The organism is Akkermansia muciniphila ATCC BAA-835, from assembly GCF_000020225.1.
Lineage (GTDB): Bacteria > Verrucomicrobiota > Verrucomicrobiia > Verrucomicrobiales > Akkermansiaceae > Akkermansia > Akkermansia muciniphila.
In genome coordinates, this window is sequence record NC_010655.1 from 1,812,630 (window position 1) to 1,830,395 (window position 17,766).

11 protein-coding genes are annotated in these 17,766 nt (G+C 52.5%); all 11 read left to right on the plus strand.

Annotation, left to right across the window (positions count from 1 at the left end):
- Positions 1-14: 14 nt before the first annotated feature.
- Entirely contained in the window at positions 15-1,025 is a 1,011-nt protein-coding gene (locus AMUC_RS08125) for an endonuclease/exonuclease/phosphatase family protein (protein WP_012420554.1), read from the plus strand.
- Positions 1,026-1,641: 616 nt separating this feature from the next.
- Positions 1,642-4,878 (plus strand): helicase-related protein, encoded by a 3,237-nt coding sequence (locus tag AMUC_RS08130; RefSeq protein ID WP_012420555.1) that lies wholly within the window; start codon positions 1,642-1,644, stop codon positions 4,876-4,878.
- Between the two features lie 2 nt (positions 4,879-4,880).
- Positions 4,881-5,483 (plus strand): DUF4391 domain-containing protein, encoded by a 603-nt coding sequence (locus AMUC_RS08135; RefSeq protein WP_012420556.1) that lies wholly within the window; start codon positions 4,881-4,883, stop codon positions 5,481-5,483.
- Complete coding sequence (locus AMUC_RS08140) at positions 5,484-7,382, plus strand: site-specific DNA-methyltransferase (protein WP_012420557.1); 1,899 nt, start codon at positions 5,484-5,486, stop codon at positions 7,380-7,382.
- Between the two features lie 2 nt (positions 7,383-7,384).
- Positions 7,385-10,411 carry a type III restriction-modification system endonuclease gene (locus AMUC_RS08145; RefSeq protein ID WP_012420558.1) on the plus strand — a complete coding sequence of 1,009 codons (3,027 nt, stop codon included), beginning with the start codon at positions 7,385-7,387 and terminating at the stop codon, positions 10,409-10,411.
- Between the two features lie 274 nt (positions 10,412-10,685).
- Positions 10,686-11,396 carry a prepilin-type N-terminal cleavage/methylation domain-containing protein gene (locus AMUC_RS12085; RefSeq protein WP_157738268.1) on the plus strand — a complete coding sequence of 237 codons (711 nt, stop codon included), beginning with the start codon at positions 10,686-10,688 and terminating at the stop codon, positions 11,394-11,396.
- A 47-nt stretch (positions 11,397-11,443) separates the two neighbouring features.
- Positions 11,444-12,229, plus strand: coding sequence for a type IV pilus modification PilV family protein (locus AMUC_RS08150; protein WP_042448138.1), 786 nt, complete (start codon positions 11,444-11,446; stop codon positions 12,227-12,229).
- A gap of 30 nt (positions 12,230-12,259) precedes the next feature.
- Entirely contained in the window at positions 12,260-13,330 is a 1,071-nt protein-coding gene (locus tag AMUC_RS08155; protein WP_012420561.1) for a PulJ/GspJ family protein, read from the plus strand.
- A 90-nt stretch (positions 13,331-13,420) separates the two neighbouring features.
- Complete coding sequence (locus tag AMUC_RS08160; RefSeq protein ID WP_012420562.1) at positions 13,421-14,161, plus strand: lipoyl protein ligase domain-containing protein; 741 nt, start codon at positions 13,421-13,423, stop codon at positions 14,159-14,161.
- A gap of 23 nt (positions 14,162-14,184) precedes the next feature.
- A complete protein-coding gene (locus AMUC_RS08165) occupies positions 14,185-15,174 on the plus strand; it encodes an aldo/keto reductase (protein ID WP_012420563.1) in 990 nt (329 codons plus the stop codon).
- Between the two features lie 130 nt (positions 15,175-15,304).
- Positions 15,305-17,533, plus strand: coding sequence for a sodium-translocating pyrophosphatase (locus tag AMUC_RS08170; protein WP_012420564.1), 2,229 nt, complete (start codon positions 15,305-15,307; stop codon positions 17,531-17,533).
- Positions 17,534-17,766 lie beyond the last annotated feature (233 nt).

The window sequence follows — 17,766 nt, forward strand, 5'->3', positions numbered from 1 at the left end:
TCAGGGAAACGGACATGATCAGGAAAACGTCAAAACGCAGGGGAACCTCCGTCATTGCGGCCCTGATTGCGTTGTGCGCGGTGGTGGGGTACGGTTTGACGGAGTGGGCGCCGCTGGATAATGAACCGCAGGCGGTTCCCTCCCGCCAGAGGGAAGAGCGGCAGACGGTTCGGGAGAAGGTGGAAATCCCCGACAAGGGGGAGCCCGTTCGTTTGCTGACCATGAACGCCGGAAACTACTTTGTGCCGGAAGACCCGAGGAGAAGCAATTTTCAGGTAAAATACAAGCCTGTGGAAGCCCGTGAAGCCGTGGCGGAGCTGGTTCGCCAATCGGGGGCGGAAATCGTGGGGCTGTGTGAAATGGGCGGGGAGGCTGCCGTTCGTGACTTGCAAATGCGGCTGAAAAGAAAAGGAGTTCATTTGCCGTACAAAGTTCTTGTCATGCGGGACGGGGAGGACCGTGGTTTGGCCCTTCTTTCCAAATACCGCATCGCGGATGACCGTTCCGTAACGGACATGCCTGTATCCGGAGAGGCGAAACGGAAAAAGACGATGCTGCGGGGCATTCTGGACGCCACGGTCAGCATGCCGGACGGACGGCTGTTCCGCCTGGTGGGCATTCATCTGAAATCACGCCTCAGCCGTGACGGTTCCGCAGAAGACACACGGAGAAGGGAAGCCTACGCCCTGCGGGACTACCTGAATGAAGCTCTTGCCTCTCAGGACGGCATGCCTCTGCTTCTGTACGGAGATTTTAATGACGGCCCGTCAGACAGCGCCGTGCAGGTCATCCAGGGGCCGGCCAAAACGGAATACCGCCTGAACCGTTTGAAGCCCAGGGATTCTCGTGGTGAGACCTGGACCATTTACTACGAAGACGGTGACACCTACCATTCCTTCGACCATCTTTTCCTGAACAATACTCTGAAAAAGCGCCTCGGCCGCAAGCCTCCCATGGGCATCCTTGACTCTCCCCCCTCGCTCCAGGCCAGCGACCACCGCGGCGTGTGGGTGGAATTAAGGTAGATAAAAATGATTTACTATAAATGGAATATGTAATAAATATCTGTTAGATTTTTTTATTTGATCGAATTGATATTTTTGTGATGTAAAAATGCACTTGTAAAAACCTAAAAAATAATATTGCTAACGAGAATAAAATTTGTAGAGCTATCCCTCAGCATTACCTTCTCGCATAACTGATAACTATTTATTATGGATTTTCTAATTAATTCTAATGATATATCTCATTCATACAATTAGAGGATTTAAATTTAAAATATAAAAACTGAATTGTTTAATTTAATTTTGTTTCGGTCACCTTCTCTGCCTTTCGCTGGATATATTGCCAGATGTTGGTATTTGAATGATGTTGAAATTTTACAGTAAGACTATTCTGCTTAATCCCGTAAAAAAATATGGACTGCTTTCACTTAATGTTTCTTATTGGGGTTCTTTTGTTGAATTGGCAAATCATTTTTACCATAGTTATATATGAAATATCCAGATACACTTATAGATTACAAATATTTGTTGTCTGATCTTAAATATTGCTTCTAAAAATTAGGGTTTTGTAAAAATGTAAAAGGTTGCATTTTAACTTTGAATGGAACTCAATCTCTTAATTAGGGATAATAGTAGAATGGAGCTTATAGATAACATAAACAAGACCCTGAAAGGGGATTTGACCAGGGAGTTGCACGACGGCAGCAAAGTTGCCATTGCCGCTTCGTGCTTTTCCATTTACGCCTTTGAGGAGCTGAAAGCGCAGCTTAAAGACATTGAGGAGTTGCGCTTTATCTTTACCTCCCCGACTTTCGTCACCGAGAAAGCCAACAAGCAAAAACGGGAGTTCTATATTCCACGGTTGAACAGGGAGGGCAATCTCTATGGCTCTGAGTTTGAGATAAAATTGCGCAACGAGCTTTCGCAAAAAGCCATTGCCAAAGAGTGCGCCGAATGGATCAGGCGGAAAGCCTGCTTCAAGTCCAACTATACGGGAGAGAACATGATGGGCTTCGCCACCGTTGACGACAAGGCGTATATGCCCGTCACCGGATTTACCACGGTGGAATTGGGATGCGAGCGGGGCGACAACGCCTACACGGTGATAAACAAGTTCGAGGCTCCTTTCTCGCAGCAATACCTTTTCCTTTTCGATCAGCTTTGGAATGACAGCGCGAAGATGCAGGTAGTCACGGACAAGATACTCGACAACATCAGCAATGTCTATAAGGAGAACGCCCCCGACTTCATCTATTTCGTCACCTTGTACAATATCTTCCGTGAATTCCTTGACAACCTCTCCGAAGACGACCTGCCCAACGAGGCAACCGGATTCAAGGAAAGCCAGATATGGAACAAACTATATAATTTCCAGAAGGATGCCTGCCTTGCCATCATCAACAAGTTGGAAAAGTACAACGGCTGCATCCTTGCCGACAGCGTGGGATTGGGCAAGACGTTTACCGCCCTCTCGGTCATCAAGTATTACGAGAACCGCAACAAGTCAGTGCTTGTGCTTTGCCCGAAGAAACTTAACGACAACTGGATAACCTACAAGAGCAACTATCTGAACAACCCCATCGCCCGTGACCGCCTGCGCTATGACGTGTTCTTCCATTCTGACCTGTCACGCCGGGGTGGAAAGACCAACGGGCAGGACTTGGACCATATCAACTGGGGCAACTACGACCTTGTGGTCATAGACGAGAGCCATAATTTCCGAAACGGCGGCAAGGTGACAACGGATGGGAATGACGACAACCCGCGCGAGAACCGCTACCTGCAACTGCTGAACAAGGTTATCCGGGCGGGGGTCAAGACAAAAGTGCTGATGCTCTCGGCCACGCCCGTGAACAACCGTTTCAACGATTTGAAGAATCAGATACAGCTTGCCTACGAAGGTGAGTGCGGCAGGATGGATGCCCTGTTGAACACGTCTTCCGGCATTGACGACATTTTCCGTCAGGCTCAGAAGGAATACAACATATGGACGAAGCTCCCGCCGAAGGAGCGCACTACGAAAGAACTGCTCAGCCGGTTGAGCTTCGACTTCTTTGAAGTACTCGACAGCGTTACTATTGCCCGCAGCCGCAAGCATATAGAGCAGTATTACAATACGGCGGACATCGGCAAGTTCCCCATGCGGCTGGCTCCGCTGTCACGCCGTCCCAACCTGACTGACCTCGACACGGCTATCAACTATAACGGGATTTACGAAATTGTCAGCCGCCTCAACCTTGCCATTTATACCCCTTCCGATTTCATTCTGCCAAGCCGGAGGAAAAAATACATGGACGAGGATAACGACTTCCACGGTCGCGGCAGAGCCGGACGCGAGAAGGGAATACGCCGCCTGATGAGCATCAACCTGCTTAAACGTCTGGAAAGCTCGGTCAATTCTTTCCGCCTCACCCTTGAAAGAATCAGGAAGTTGATAGCGTCAACCATCGGACAGCTTGATGAGTTGAATCAGGGCGACAGCTTTTCCATTGAATGGGAGGATATTTCGCGGAATCTCGATGCCGATGATCGAGAGGCGGATATGTTCATCGGTGGCAAGAAGACAAGAATTGCCCTGCAGGATCTTGACCACATCACATGGCGCGGCTACCTCAAAAAGGATTTGGAGAACCTTGATCTTCTGCTGCTCATGATTGGCTCCATCACTCCGGAACACGACCGCAAGCTGCAACAGTTGATTGCCGACTTGCGCGGCAAGTTTGCCTGCCCCATCAATGCAGGCAACAGGAAGGTGATTATCTTCACGGCGTTCTCCGATACCGCCGAATACCTGTACGGTTGTCTGGCTGCTCCCATTCTGGAAAAGTATGGGCTGCATACGGCACTCGTCACCGGAGACGTGGAAGCACGCAGTACATTGCGCCTTCCACAACGCGAGAAGCTCGACTTCAATAAGGTGCTTACGCTCTTCTCTCCAATTTCAAAGGAGAAGTCTGCCATTTATCCGCACATCCGGGAGGAGATAGACGTGCTTATCGCTACCGACTGCATCAGCGAGGGACAGAACTTGCAGGATTGTGACTGTCTCATCAATTACGACATCCATTGGAATCCCGTGCGCATCATTCAGCGTTTCGGGCGTATCGACCGCATTGGCTCGCGCAACGAGGTGATTCAGCTTGTGAACTACTGGCCGGACGTGACCCTTGACGAATACATCGACCTGAAAGGACGGGTGGAAGCCCGCATGAAGGTGTCGGTGCTGACAAGTACGGGCGATGACAATCCCATATCGCCTGAAGAGAAAGGCGACCTTGAATACCGGCGCGAGCAACTGAAACGCCTGCAGAGCGAGGTGGTGGACATGGAGGAGATGAACACGGGCGTTTCCATCATGGATTTGGGGCTGAACGAGTTCCGTCTTGACCTGCTTGCCTGCCTGAAAGACGCTCCCGGCCTGGAGCATATGCCTTTCGGTCTTCATGCCGTGGTACCCGCAAGTGACGGTGCGCCTGCCGGAGCGGTGTTCGTATTGAAAAACCGTAACAACGGCGTGAATATTGACCACAGGAACCGCCTGCATCCTTTCTATATGGTCTATATCTCGGAGAGCAGGGAAGTGGTGGTCAATCATCTTTCACCCAAGGAGATGCTCGATCGCCTGCGCTTCCTGTGCAAAGGCAAGACCGCACCGGACATGGAGCTATGCCGGGAGTTCAACAAGGCCACTTCCGACGGGAAGAACATGCGGCGGTATTCCGGACTGTTGGGCGATGCTATCTCCTCCATCATCCATGTGAAGGAAGAGAGCGACATCGACAGTTTCCTGAGCGGCGTGCAAGGTTTGCTCTTCACGGAAGAGATACGCGGGCTGGACGACTTTGAATTAATCTGTTTTCTCGTCATCAAGTGAGTATGTACGGACTGCCCATCACTACGGAACGCAAGAAGCAATTGCCGAAAAAGGCCGTATATGCGAAGTTCGACCTGAAGCCCTCGCAGCGCGACGGCTTCGATGCCGATGTGAGCCGCATGGATATTGTGGCGGTCTTGTCTCCGGCAACATTGCCGGCCATTGCGGCGGGAGAAAACATCAAGGACATCTATATGCTTGCCGTGCAGCTGAAGCGGAAGGATTACGATAGCAAGAGCATCGCCCTGTTATCCCGGCTCATTCCGCAGAATATCCTGTTTGCCTTGCAGTTTGAGGCGGACACGCAATTCGCCGTTTATCATGCCGACAGGCTTATCCGTTCCGCATGGATGCCGACAGGGGAAGCGAAGATTGCGTTTTCGGGATTGAATCTGGATGCCGTTTGGGAGAATATCGTGAAGAGCATCGGCGGCATTGAGATGGAACAGGGCAAGACTCTTACACAGCAGATACAAACCAATGAACAACGAGCGAAAACCCTTGCTCAGATTGCTGCTTTGGTGCGGAAGATGGCAAGTGAGAAACAGCCTCGGCGCAAACGGGAGTATTTTGAAATAATCAAAAAACTAAAATCAAACCTATAAATGGACAAATTGAAAATGCAGAGCCACGATGTGACAAGCTCCAACATAAATAAGATAGCGCGATTGTTCCCGAACTGCGTTACGGAACGGTTAGGTAAGAACGGCAAGCCGGAACTGGCTATCGACTTTGAAAAATTGGAAGCGGAGTTATCCAACGATATTCTTGCAGAAGGGGAGGAACGCTATCAGTTCACTTGGCCGGACAAGCGGGCGGCAAACCGTTTGGCGAACACTCCCACGACAATGACGCTCCGCCCGTGTCGGGAGGAATCGGTGGATTTTGACAACACGCAGAATCTTTATATCGAGGGTGACAACCTTGATGTGCTGAAGGTGTTGCGTGAGACATACCTCGGCAAAGTGAAGATGATTTATATTGACCCGCCTTACAACACGGGCAACGACTTTGTGTACAATGACGAGTTTGCACAAGGCAAGTCGGAGTTTGAGCAAAACAGCGGCTTGTTCGATGAAGAGGGGAATCAGACGATTGACCCGATGTTGCGGAATACGGAAAGCAACGGGCGTTTTCATACGGATTGGCTGAATATGATATATCCGAGGCTGAAGGTGGCCCGCGACTTGCTCTCTGAAGACGGCGTGATTTTCATTTCCATTGATAATAATGAAATCGAAAACCTCCGAAAAATATGCGACGAGATCTTCAGCGAATCTAATTGCATATGTCAATTTGTTTGGAAAAACAAGTATGGAGCAGGAGGGGGCACAAATTCTGTGGCTTATGTTCACGAATATATATTAGCATATTCAAAAACTCCAATAGTGAGTATAAGTTCAGACTTATCAGAAGACTTAATATCAAGCTATAATAAAACTGATGAAAAGTATAGTACCAGAGGAGGGTACGTTACGCAACCTTTGGCAAGCACAAGTAAGGGTGCAAGAGTAAATTTAATGTACGATATTTTACATGAAGGCAATATAATCAAGCCTCCAAAGGGAGGTAGATGGATTTGGAGTAAAGATAAATTTGACGCTGCTTATGCAAATAATGAAATCGTGATTTCAAAAAATTCAAGTGGATATAGTGTACGTTTCAAACAATATCTTAGAGATAAAAACGGAAAAATGCGTAAAGGTACACCGTTATCTCTAATTGCATCTGTCTTCAATCAAGAGGGTACAAAAGAATTTGCAGAGCTTATGGGGGATAAACGTATCTTTGATTTTCCAAAGCCTTCTGATTTAATAAAATTTTTATTAAGTCTAAATATAAATGGCGGAACTACAGATTTTACTATTATAGACTTCTTTAGCGGTAGTTCATCGACCGCCCATGCTGTGATGAAACTCAATGCCGAGGACGGCGGCAATCGCAAATTCATCATGGTGCAGCTTCCCGAATTGACCGATGAGAAGAGCGAAGCCTATAAAGCCGGATATAAGAATATCTGTGAGATAGGCAAAGAACGCATCCGCCGTGCCGGAAAAAAAATCAAGGAAGAGAATGCCGACAAGGAAGGCATCGATAAGCTCGACACCGGTTTCCGCGTGCTGAAACTCGACAGCAGCAATATGGAAAATGTCTATTACACTCCGCAAGAGTTTGACGAGCAATCCTTGTTCAATGAGAATGTGAAGCCCGACCGCAGCAGCGAAGATTTGCTGTTCCAAGTGATGCTCGACCTCGGCATTGAACTCTCGGCAAAGATTGAGACGCGGCAAATGGCAGGAAAGAACGTGCATTTTGTGGACGGGAACTATCTGATAGCCTGTTTCGACAAGGACGTGAATGAATCCGCCATTACGGAAATCGCCAGACTGAAGCCGGTATATTTCGTGATGCGCGACGCTTCGGCAGCCAACGACAACGTGATAGACAATTTCGAGCAGATATTCCGCCACTACTCGCCCGACACGAATTGCAGAATACTGTAGTCATGAAATTCAAGTTTAAGATACAACAATATCAGACGGAGGCGGTGGAGAATACCGTGGCTGTCTTCACGGGGCAGCCCTCGTACGCCATAGAGGGATATCGCCTCGACCGCGGACGGCAGGCACAACGACAGTTGGATTTCGATGATGAAACAGGATACAGGAACCACTGCGTGGAACTGGATGGGAAAGCCCTGTTGAAAAACATCAATACCATTCAGAATCTGTATGACATCACGCCGTCTTCTTCCCTTTCAAAGGGTATCGGTGCGGTGAATCTCGACATAGAGATGGAGACCGGAACGGGAAAGACATACGTCTATATCAAGACGATGTTTGAGCTGAATAAACAGTACGGCTGGAGCAAATTCATCGTGGTGGTGCCGAGCATCGCCATCCGTGAGGGCGTGGCAAAGAGTTTCCGCATGTTGGAGGAGCACTTCATGGAACACTACGGCAAGAAAGCGCGGTGGTTCATTTACAACAGCGGCAACCTGCAACAACTCGACAGTTTTTCATCTGATTCCGGGTTGAGCGTGATGATTATCAACACGCAGGCTTTCGCCTCCTCGATGAAGGAGGGCGGCAGAAGCAAGGAGAGCAGGATTATTTACTCCGAGCGTGATGAGTTCGGCAGCCGCCGTCCCATAGACGTGATTGCCGCCAACCGTCCCATCATTATCATGGACGAACCGCAGAAGATGGAGGGCGATGCCACGCAGGCGGGCATCAAACGCTTCAACCCACTGTTCGTGCTGAACTATTCGGCTACGCACACGACCAGGCACGATACCATCTATGCGCTGGATGCTTTGGACGCTTACCGGCAGAAGCTGGTGAAGCGCATTCATGTGAAAGGTTTTGAAGTGAAGAACCTCCGGGGAACGAGCGGGTATCTCTATCTCGACAACATCGTGTTGTCGCCCAAACGTCCGCCGGAAGCGCGCATTGAGCTGGAGGTGAAGAATGCTTCAGGCAGCATCGTCAGGAAGATAAAAACATTCGGCGTGGGCGACAACCTGCGCGAAGAGTCCGGGCTGGCCGAGTACGACAACTTTGTGGTGTCGGAAATCAACATGAACGGCTATGTGACCTTTCTCAACGGCGTGACCATACGCAGGGGCGAGGTGATAGGCGACCCGGATGAGCTGGACATGCAGCGGGTGCAAATCCGGGAGACCATCATGTCGCACTTGGAGAAAGAACGCCAGCTTTTCAAGCGGGGCATCAAGTGCCTGTCCCTCTTTTTCATCGACGAGGTGGCGAAGTACAAGAGCTACGATGAGAACGGGGAGGAAGTGAAAGGCGTGTTCCAGAAAATGTTCGAGGAGGAATATGCGAGGTTGGTGAATGAGGAGTTCTACATCTGGGATGAGGACTACAACGAATACCTCCGCCGTTTCCTGCCCCAGGACGTGCATCGGGGTTATTTCTCCATAGACAAAAAGACTAACCGGGTGATTGACGGCAAGGTGGAAAAGAAGACGGGACTGTCAGACGACATTTCCGCTTACGACCTTATCCTGAAGAACAAGGAACGCCTGCTGAGCTTTGAGGAGCCGACACGCTTCATCTTCTCGCACTCGGCACTGCGTGAGGGGTGGGACAATCCCAATGTATTTCAGATTTGCACGCTGCGCCATTCCAACTCCTCCACCGCCAAACGTCAGGAGGTAGGGCGCGGTTTGCGTATCTGCGTGGACAGGAACGGCGTGCGCATGGACAAGGAACTGCTGGGGGAAGACGTGCATGAGGTGAACAAACTGACCGTGATAGCCAACGAGAGCTATGCGGATTTTACCACAGCCCTGCAAAAGGAGACACGGGAAGTGTTGCGTGAGCGCGCAGCCAAGGCAACGGTCGCCTATTTTCAAGACAGGCAGATTAAGATTGGGGAGGAAATACATACCATTACCGAAACGGAAGCCAGCCGCATCATCATCTATCTGGAAGACAACGGCTATATTGACGAGGACAAGCACATCACGCCGGATTACCGTGAGGCCGTGGCAAACGGCACGGTGGCTCCATTGCCGCCCAGGCTGCAACCGATAGCTGAGGGGGTAGTCCGTCTGATAAACTCCATCTTCGACCCGAAGGCACTCGACGACATGGTGGTGGAGGAGAAGACAACCACGCCGGACAACAAACTTAACGAAAACTTCCAAAAAGCCGAATTCCAAGCTTTGTGGAACGAGATAAACCACCAGTATGTTTATACGGTAAGCTACGACAGCAACGAGCTGATAGAAAAAGCCATCCTGCACATCAATTCCGAACTGGAGGTAAAGCGGCTCCGCTATGTGATGGTGGAGGGAACGCAGGATGAGGAGCAGGTAACTGACTTCGGAGACACCCGTTCCCAATCCAGGCAACTGACCGATGTCTGCACTTCCACCGTCCGCTACGACCTTGTGGGCGACATAGCCAAAGGCGCCAATCTCACCCGCCGCACAGTGGTGAAGATACTGCAAGGCATCCAGACGAGCAAGCTTTACCTGTTCAAGAACAACCCCGAGGAGTTTATCCGCAAGGCTGTAAGCATCATCAAGGAGCAGAAGGCCACGATGATTGTGGAGGCCATCCGCTACAACATGACGGAAGGCAAATACGACAGCAGCATCTTCACCGTGAAGAGCAGAATGGATTTTGACCGGGCATACGAGGCGAAGAAGCATATCACCGATTATGTGTTCAGCGACAGCAAGGGGGAACGCCAATTCGCCCATGACCTTGACGAGGCCCATGAAGTGGTGGTCTATGCCAAACTGCCCCGTACTTTCCAAATACCCACTCCGGTAGGCAACTATGCCCCCGACTGGGCTATCGCTATGACGAAAGACGGAGTGAAACACATCTTTTTCATTGCCGAGACCAAAGGCTCCATGTCATCAATGGATTTGAGTGCCATCGAAAAGGCAAAAATCGCATGTGCGGAGAAGTTGTTCAACTCTATCTCAACGGCAAATGTGAAGTATCACAAAGTGGCTACCTATCAGGATTTGATTGATGAGATGAACGCGGGGTAAAAAAGAACCTTTTTAACTTTGTTTTTGGGACTCTTTTTTATGAGCCGGATTTTATCCCAGGCCGGTTTGACCCTATCTTGCTTGAGGTGTACCCATTGGGTCAGCCGGATGTTTTCTCTTACGGACGAATGGCCTGGGAGAGGATTACCGGATGGCAATGAGTTTTATTTGGCCAGGAACATATCAGGCATTCCAGTTCCTCAAAAAATGATTGCCGTGTCCGTCTGAAACGGGTAGCATGCCAAAAATCGTTGTTCAATCCTGCATCATCTGTATGAGATATTTTTCCAAGCATTCCGGAATGGCTCCGCGCTGTTCCTCGCCGGGGAGCAAGGGGTTTACCCTGGTGGAATTGATTGTCGTTATCACCATTATGGTTGCCATGATGGCCTTGGCCGCCAGCATGTTGAGGGGCGGGGGCAGGGGGCAGGGGCTTCAGGCCGCCGTTGAAATGGTGGACGGCATGGTGCAGGAGGCGCGGCTGGATGCCATGGGCAAAGGAACGTGGAGCCGCCTGATTATTGTGAGCACTCCCGATGACGAAGCCCGCAATATGCGCACTTTGGGCGTGATGTCCAAAAATACCCGCACCGGGAAATGGCATCTGGTGAACCGTTTGCAGACTCTCCCCGCCGGTTTTTACGTCAGTCCGGCCTACAGCACCCTTCTGGAAGGCTCGAAGAAAGCCAGAGGCGAGAAATCCACGGCCCGCGGTTTTGCCAGCCGTGACGGGCAGGATACCGTCAACCTTCCCGGCAACAGAATGACGGATATTTACTTCATTGAATTTGACGAGGAAGGCCGCATGTCCCAGCCGAACGCCCCCACCCGCCTGGTGGTGGTTGCCGGTTCCGCCGGAAACGGCAAGGAGGAGAGGCCGACCCCGATGGTGGACGGCAAACCGGGCCTGGCAGGCGGCATTGTGATTTATCCCAAAGGCAATATCAGCCGTCTGAGGACGACGGAGCAGGTGATTCCCAATTAGTTTCTGTGATATAATACCGGATTTCCCATTTTATGTTGACCAAGTGTATGAAACAGTCTCGTGCCAAGGGGTTCACCCTGACGGAAGTGGTGCTTGCGATCGGCGTGGTGGCCGTGCTGATTGTAGTGTTCATGGCCATGTTTATTCCTGCCAGAAGGACGGTTCAGTCCGCCCTGACTATTCGTGAAGCGGACCGCATCGTCCACGCCCTGACGGCGGAACTTGGAGAACTCCGCAATTCCGAGCGTGCCGCGTCCAACGCCAGAAAGTCTTCCTCCTCCAGATATGTTTCCGCTTTTGACAAGGCGTTTTACTGGATGCAGTTCACGTCCAGGCCCGCTACGACCATTCTTGTTTACAATTACAGGGCGGATTTGACCAAGGGGGCCCGCAAAGACGGAACTCCCCAGCCCTGGCTGGAGGATGGCGGAAGCATTCCCGGCAAAAATACTGCGGTGGTGACAGGGGTCTGCCTGGCGAACAACAAAGAGCGTTGGGATGATTTCAAGGCCCTTGTCGGTCCCGTCTTCGCCGTGCGCATGACCCAGCTGGTAGTGGAGCGCATGGATTCAAGCTCCTACGGGTACAAGCTGGCTCCCAAGTACGGGACGATTTATAATCCTTACAACCGCGGCAAGGTGATTAAGGAACCTTCCCTGTATGTTTATACGCCGGAGAAAGGCGGCGGCCTGAATTTGCCGTGGGGGGCGGAAGTCCTGTACCAGGCGGAGTTCTTCCAGCTGTTGAATACGGACCCCGAGCGTTTACAACATCTGACGTGGGAAAATTTAAAGACTCCCGTGTTTACGCGCAATCTCGCTTTCCGCCGTTAGCGGGCATTATCTGAAGACCTCTGAAAAAACATGAAGACATTTGCCAAAATCAAATCCGGCGCGTTCACCCTGATTGAGCTCCTGGCAGCCATGACCATCACTACCGTGCTGGTTCTGGTAATTGTGGCCCTGACTTCCCGCGGGGTGGATATCTGGAGATGGGTGCTGCAGGATGTGCGGACCACGACGCTTGCCCGCACGGCCATGGATACCATGACCAAGGATTTTGAAAGCATGCAGTTCCGTTCCGGGAATCCCTTTGAGTGGATGCTGGTGCAGCGGGACAGCGATTTGGTTTCCCGTGCGGGAAAGACCAAGGTTTCCAGGAAAAAGGGCCGCTCCTCCTCCCTGAATGAAGCCCGCGTGAACCTGATGACCATGGGGCCGGAAGGCGCCAAAATCACGAATGCCTCCCAATTGGTTTTCTTTACCACGGCTACGGACCGCAATCCGGCCAAGTCCAGTATGGACATGAGGAATGACCGCATCATCGGCGATGTGAATTGCGTGGGGTACAAGCTTCTTTACCGTGACCAGATTCTGGACCAGGACGCTACGGCGGAGTCTGACGGTTTTCCCGTTTATTCCCTGTACCGCAACTTAATCAGCGCGGAGGATACCGTGCGTAACCTTCTGGGCCAGCAGGATCTATGGTCCGCTTATGCACGGTACCAGCAGGATGAAACCGTCCCTTCCAACTTCCTGGTGGAGAATATTGTGGAAATGACGCTGATTTTTGAAGTGGATTACCAGAAGAAGATCGGCAATTCCGGCAGCAACAAATCGGACAAGGATGCCTCGCAAAGAGCATCCGTGCTGGTTCCGGTCATGACTACGGGCGCCAACCGTCTCGGCTCCTGCACCCAGATGGATGTGTATGGCAATCGCCTGGACATCATAGGCAGCAGCGTGAATATTGATGATTTGAAATCCGGCCGCGTTACTGCCGTGACAATTTCCATGACGGTGGTGACGGATGAAGGCATGGCTCTTGTGGACCAGATCCGGCAGAAAAAGCGTCCCGCTCCTTCTCCTGAAGAATTTTTCGAACGTTATACCCGGTCTTTCACCCAGAGGATTGCATTGCCGATGAACCGTTAGGCCTGTATCCGGGAAACCGGGGAGGGCGGAACGTCCGCTGTTGCTTTTTGCCTGGAGCGTTCCTGCCATTAATTGTTCTGTAGTTGCCATATGTTGGGTTTCACAAATATCGTCGGCAATTTATCCCCTCTGCCGGAATTAGTGCTGTGGCGCGATCCTGTCGCCAGAAGCGGGGAGGAAGCCATGGCCGTGGACGAAGCTCTGCTGGAATGGGGCAGGAAGCCTGTGCTGAGGGCGTACCGCTGGGCGGAACCGACCGTGACTTACGGTTATTTTGATGAGGAGGCCACGGCGCGCGCCATTTTCCCGGGTGAGGAGCTTCATTTTGTCCGCCGCTGGACAGGGGGGGGGATTGTAGACCATCGGCAGGATATTCCCTTTACGCTGGCCATGCACCGCAAGGGAGAAAAAGAGCGTCCTTCCAGCGCGGTTTTGTACCGTTGGATTCATGGGGCGCTGGCCCGCGTCCTGAGGGATTGCGACGTGGAGTGCGTGATGCTGGACGGGGATGCCCCGGACGGAGGGCGGGCCTGTTTTTCCAGCCCCGTAACGAGTGATCTTGTCCTTCCCGGCGGGGAAAAACTGGCTGGCGGCGGCCAGAGAAGAGTCCGCGGAGGCGTTCTTCACCAGGGGAGCATCCAGAATTGTCTTCTCCCTTCCGGATGGGATGAATTGCTGGCCGCCCGCCTGGCGGAAAAGCATTCCCTGTGCGTGGACGCGGAATTGTTCCCCGGCATGAATGCCCGCGTGGAGGAACTGCTGGCTTCCAAATACCGTACGGAAGCATGGCGTTCCGGCGTACGGCATGGGCGTCCGTCTCAGCCACGGTAATTCCCCCCCCTTTTTTCTTTCCGATGAATTATCTTCCAGATCCCGGCCGCTATAGCCACGCAGCCTACCGCCGCTGCGGGCGCAGCGGGCTGCTGCTTCCTCCCGTTTCCTTGGGGCTTTGGCATAATTTTGGCGCTGCGGATGATTTTGAGAACGCCCGTCGGCTTATTCACGGCGCGTTTGATGCCGGTATCACGTATTTTGACCTGGCGAATAATTACGGACCTCCTCCCGGTTCGGCGGAAGAATGCTTTGGCCGTATTTTCATGCAGGATTTGTCCCGTTTCCGTGATGAACTTGTTATTGCAACCAAGGCGGGGCATCTGATGTGGCCCGGCCCGTATGGGGATTGGGGATCCCGCAAACACATGCTTGCCAGCCTGGACCAGTCCCTTTCCCGCATGAAGCTGGATTATGTGGATATTTTCTACGCGCACCGGCATGATCCGGAAACTCCCCTTGAAGAAACGGCGGGAGCCCTTGTTACGGCGGTTCGCTCCGGAAAGGCCCTGTATGCCGGTATTTCCAAGTTCCCGGCGGAACAGGCCAGGCAGATGTGCTCCATGCTTGGGGAGGCCGGCGTTCCGTGCCTGGTGCATCAGATCCGGTACAATATGTTTAATCGGGAACCGGAGAAATCCGTTTTTCAGGCTGTTCGGGAAACGGGTACCGGGTGCGCCGCTTTCTCTCCCCTGGCCCAGGGGATGTTGACGGACCGTTATCTGGAAGGCATTCCCGAAGATTCCCGCGCGGCGGGTTCCTCCGTCTTTTTAACAAAGGAGCGGGTTCTTCAGCATGGGGATAAAATTCGCCGCCTGGCCGCCCTGGCCCGGAGCCGGGGCCAGAGCCTTGCCCAGATGGCTCTGGCCTGGGTGCTGAAAGATCCCGTAGTGACCACGGCCCTGATTGGAGCCAGCCGCCCCTCGCAAATCAGGGATTGCCTGAAAGCACTGGATAGTGCGCCGTTTACGCCGGAGGAGCTCTCTCTGATTGACGCAGATGCGGATAGATAGGCGCTGTTTTTCCCGTGGTGCTGGTCTTTCTGCTGGAAGGGGCATTTCCTGTTCCGGACACAGGTTTTTTCTTGGAGTAAAGTAGAGCTGGTGTTATGTTTTTACTACTTTAATTTAAAGTGTACTGACAATGATAACCATCCAGGATTTATTTTGGCTCATCCCATCGGCTTCCGTGCTGGCCCTCATTTTTGCGGGCATCTTTTTTTACCGCATGAAAGCGCAGGATGAGGGGAACGAGGTCATGAAAATGATCGCCCGGCATGTCCGCAGCGGCGCCATGGCCTACCTGCGGCAGCAGTATAAGATTGTCGCCATTTTCTTTGTGCTCATTACTGTTGTCTTCGCTTTTCTGGCCTACTGCCTCCACATTCAGAACCCCTGGGTTCCCTTCGCTTTCATTTCAGGCGGCTTTTTCTCCGGTCTGGCCGGCTACATCGGAATGAAGACGGCTACGTATGCTTCCGGCCGCGTGGCGAATGCCTGCCGCCATTCCCTGGATGCCGGGCTGCAAATAGCTTTCCGCTCGGGCGCCGTGCTAGGCCTGACCGTCGTGGGCCTTGCCATGCTTGATATCGGTGCCTGGTACTGGGTTCTGGATTGGTTTTACGGGGACATGGAGCTTTCCATGCGCCTGGTCGTCATTACTACCACCATGCTGACGTTCGGCATGGGGGCTTCCCTCCAGGCGCTGTTTGCCCGTGTGGGCGGCGGCATTTTTACCAAGGCGGCGGATGTAGGGGCCGACCTGGTGGGGAAGGTGGAGGCCGGCATTCCGGAGGACGACCCCCGCAACCCAGCCACCATTGCGGATAACGTGGGCGATAACGTGGGGGATGTGGCCGGCATGGGGGCGGACCTTTACGAATCTTACTGCGGTTCCATTCTTGCTTCCGCCGCTTTGGGTGCGGCAGCTTACATGGCCGTTCCTGAAATGGCGATCAAGGCCGTCCTTACGCCCATGCTGATCGCCGCCCTCGGCACCATTCTTTCCCTGTTGGGCGTGTACGCGGTGCGCGTGAAGCGCGGCGCTTCCCAAACGGAGCTGATGGCAGCCCTGAACCGCGGCATCAACTTGAGTTCCTTTCTGATTGCCATTGCTTCCGCATTCCTGCTCCAGCTCATCGGCCTGGATAACTGGGCCGGCATCTGGGGGGCCATCGTCACCGGCCTGGCGGTGGGCATCGTCATCGGCAAGAGCACGGAGCATTACACTTCCCATGATTCCTATCCCTGCCGTAAAATCGCCCACAGCGCGAAGACGGGGCCGGCCACCGTCATTATTTCCGGCATCGGCATCGGCATGATTTCCACCTGCATTCCCGTAATTACTGTCGTCGTTGGCACTGTGCTGGCTTACGGCCTGGCTTCCGGAGACTGGCATTTCACCGGGGCGGAAATGAGCAAGGGGCTGTATGGCATCGGCATTGCCGCCGTCGGCATGCTTTCCACGCTGGGCCTGACATTGGCGACGGACGCTTACGGCCCCATTTCCGACAACGCCGGGGGTAATGCGGAGATGAGCAAGCTGGACCCGGAAGTGCGCCGCCGCACGGATGCCCTGGATGCCCTGGGCAACACGACCGCCGCCACGGGCAAGGGATTTGCCATCGGTTCCGCCGCTCTGACGGCATTGGCGCTTCTGGCCTCCTATATTGAAGAATTGAAGATTTCCATCCTTCACTGGAGTGAGGCCACGGGCAATACCATTTACAAAATTAATGATGCCGTGAGTGTGGAGGTTTCCAAAATCTCCACTGCTTCCCTGTCTGATTTCATGGGCTATTTCCAGGTAACCCTGATGAACCCGAAGGTGCTCATGGGGCTCTTCGTGGGGGCCATGATGTCCTTCATGTTTTGCGGGCTGACCATGAATGCCGTCGGCCGCGCCGCGGAAAAAATGGTTAAGGAAGTGCGCCGCCAGTTTAAGGAAATCAAGGGAATCCTGACCGGAGAGGCAGAACCGGATTACGTGCGCTGCGTGGAAATTTCCACGGCGGGAGCGCAGCATGAGATGATCTGGCCGTCCGTACTGGCGGTCATCACCCCCATCTGCATGGGTATCGTTTTCGGTGTTCCCGGCGTGTTCGGCCTGCTGGCCGGCGGCCTGGCTTCCGGCTTTGTGTTGGCCGTATTCATGGCTAATTCCGGCGGAGCGTGGGACAATGCCAAGAAATATATTGAGCAGGGCCATGTGGGCGGCAAAGGCTCGGAAAGCCATAAGGCAGCCGTTATCGGCGATACGGTGGGCGACCCCTTCAAGGATACGTCCGGCCCGTCCCTGAACATCCTGATCAAGCTCATGAGCATGGTGGCTATCGTCACCGCCGGCGTGAATATAGCCGTGACCCTGTTCTAAACAGAAAGATTCTTTCACGGAAAACGGAGGGAGTCCGCAAGATTGGCGGACTCCCTTTTTTTTCTGGCTGAAGGGAACCGTCCACTGGTGAGCGGTTTTTTAATTTCCGCTTCTTTCAAAGGCTCTCTGAAAGACTGTTCCTAATAGGGGGGGGAGGGGGTAAGTATGATTTTTTAAATCATATTTTTATTTGTATCAGATTTTATTTTTGTTAGTATAAAAAATAACAAAAT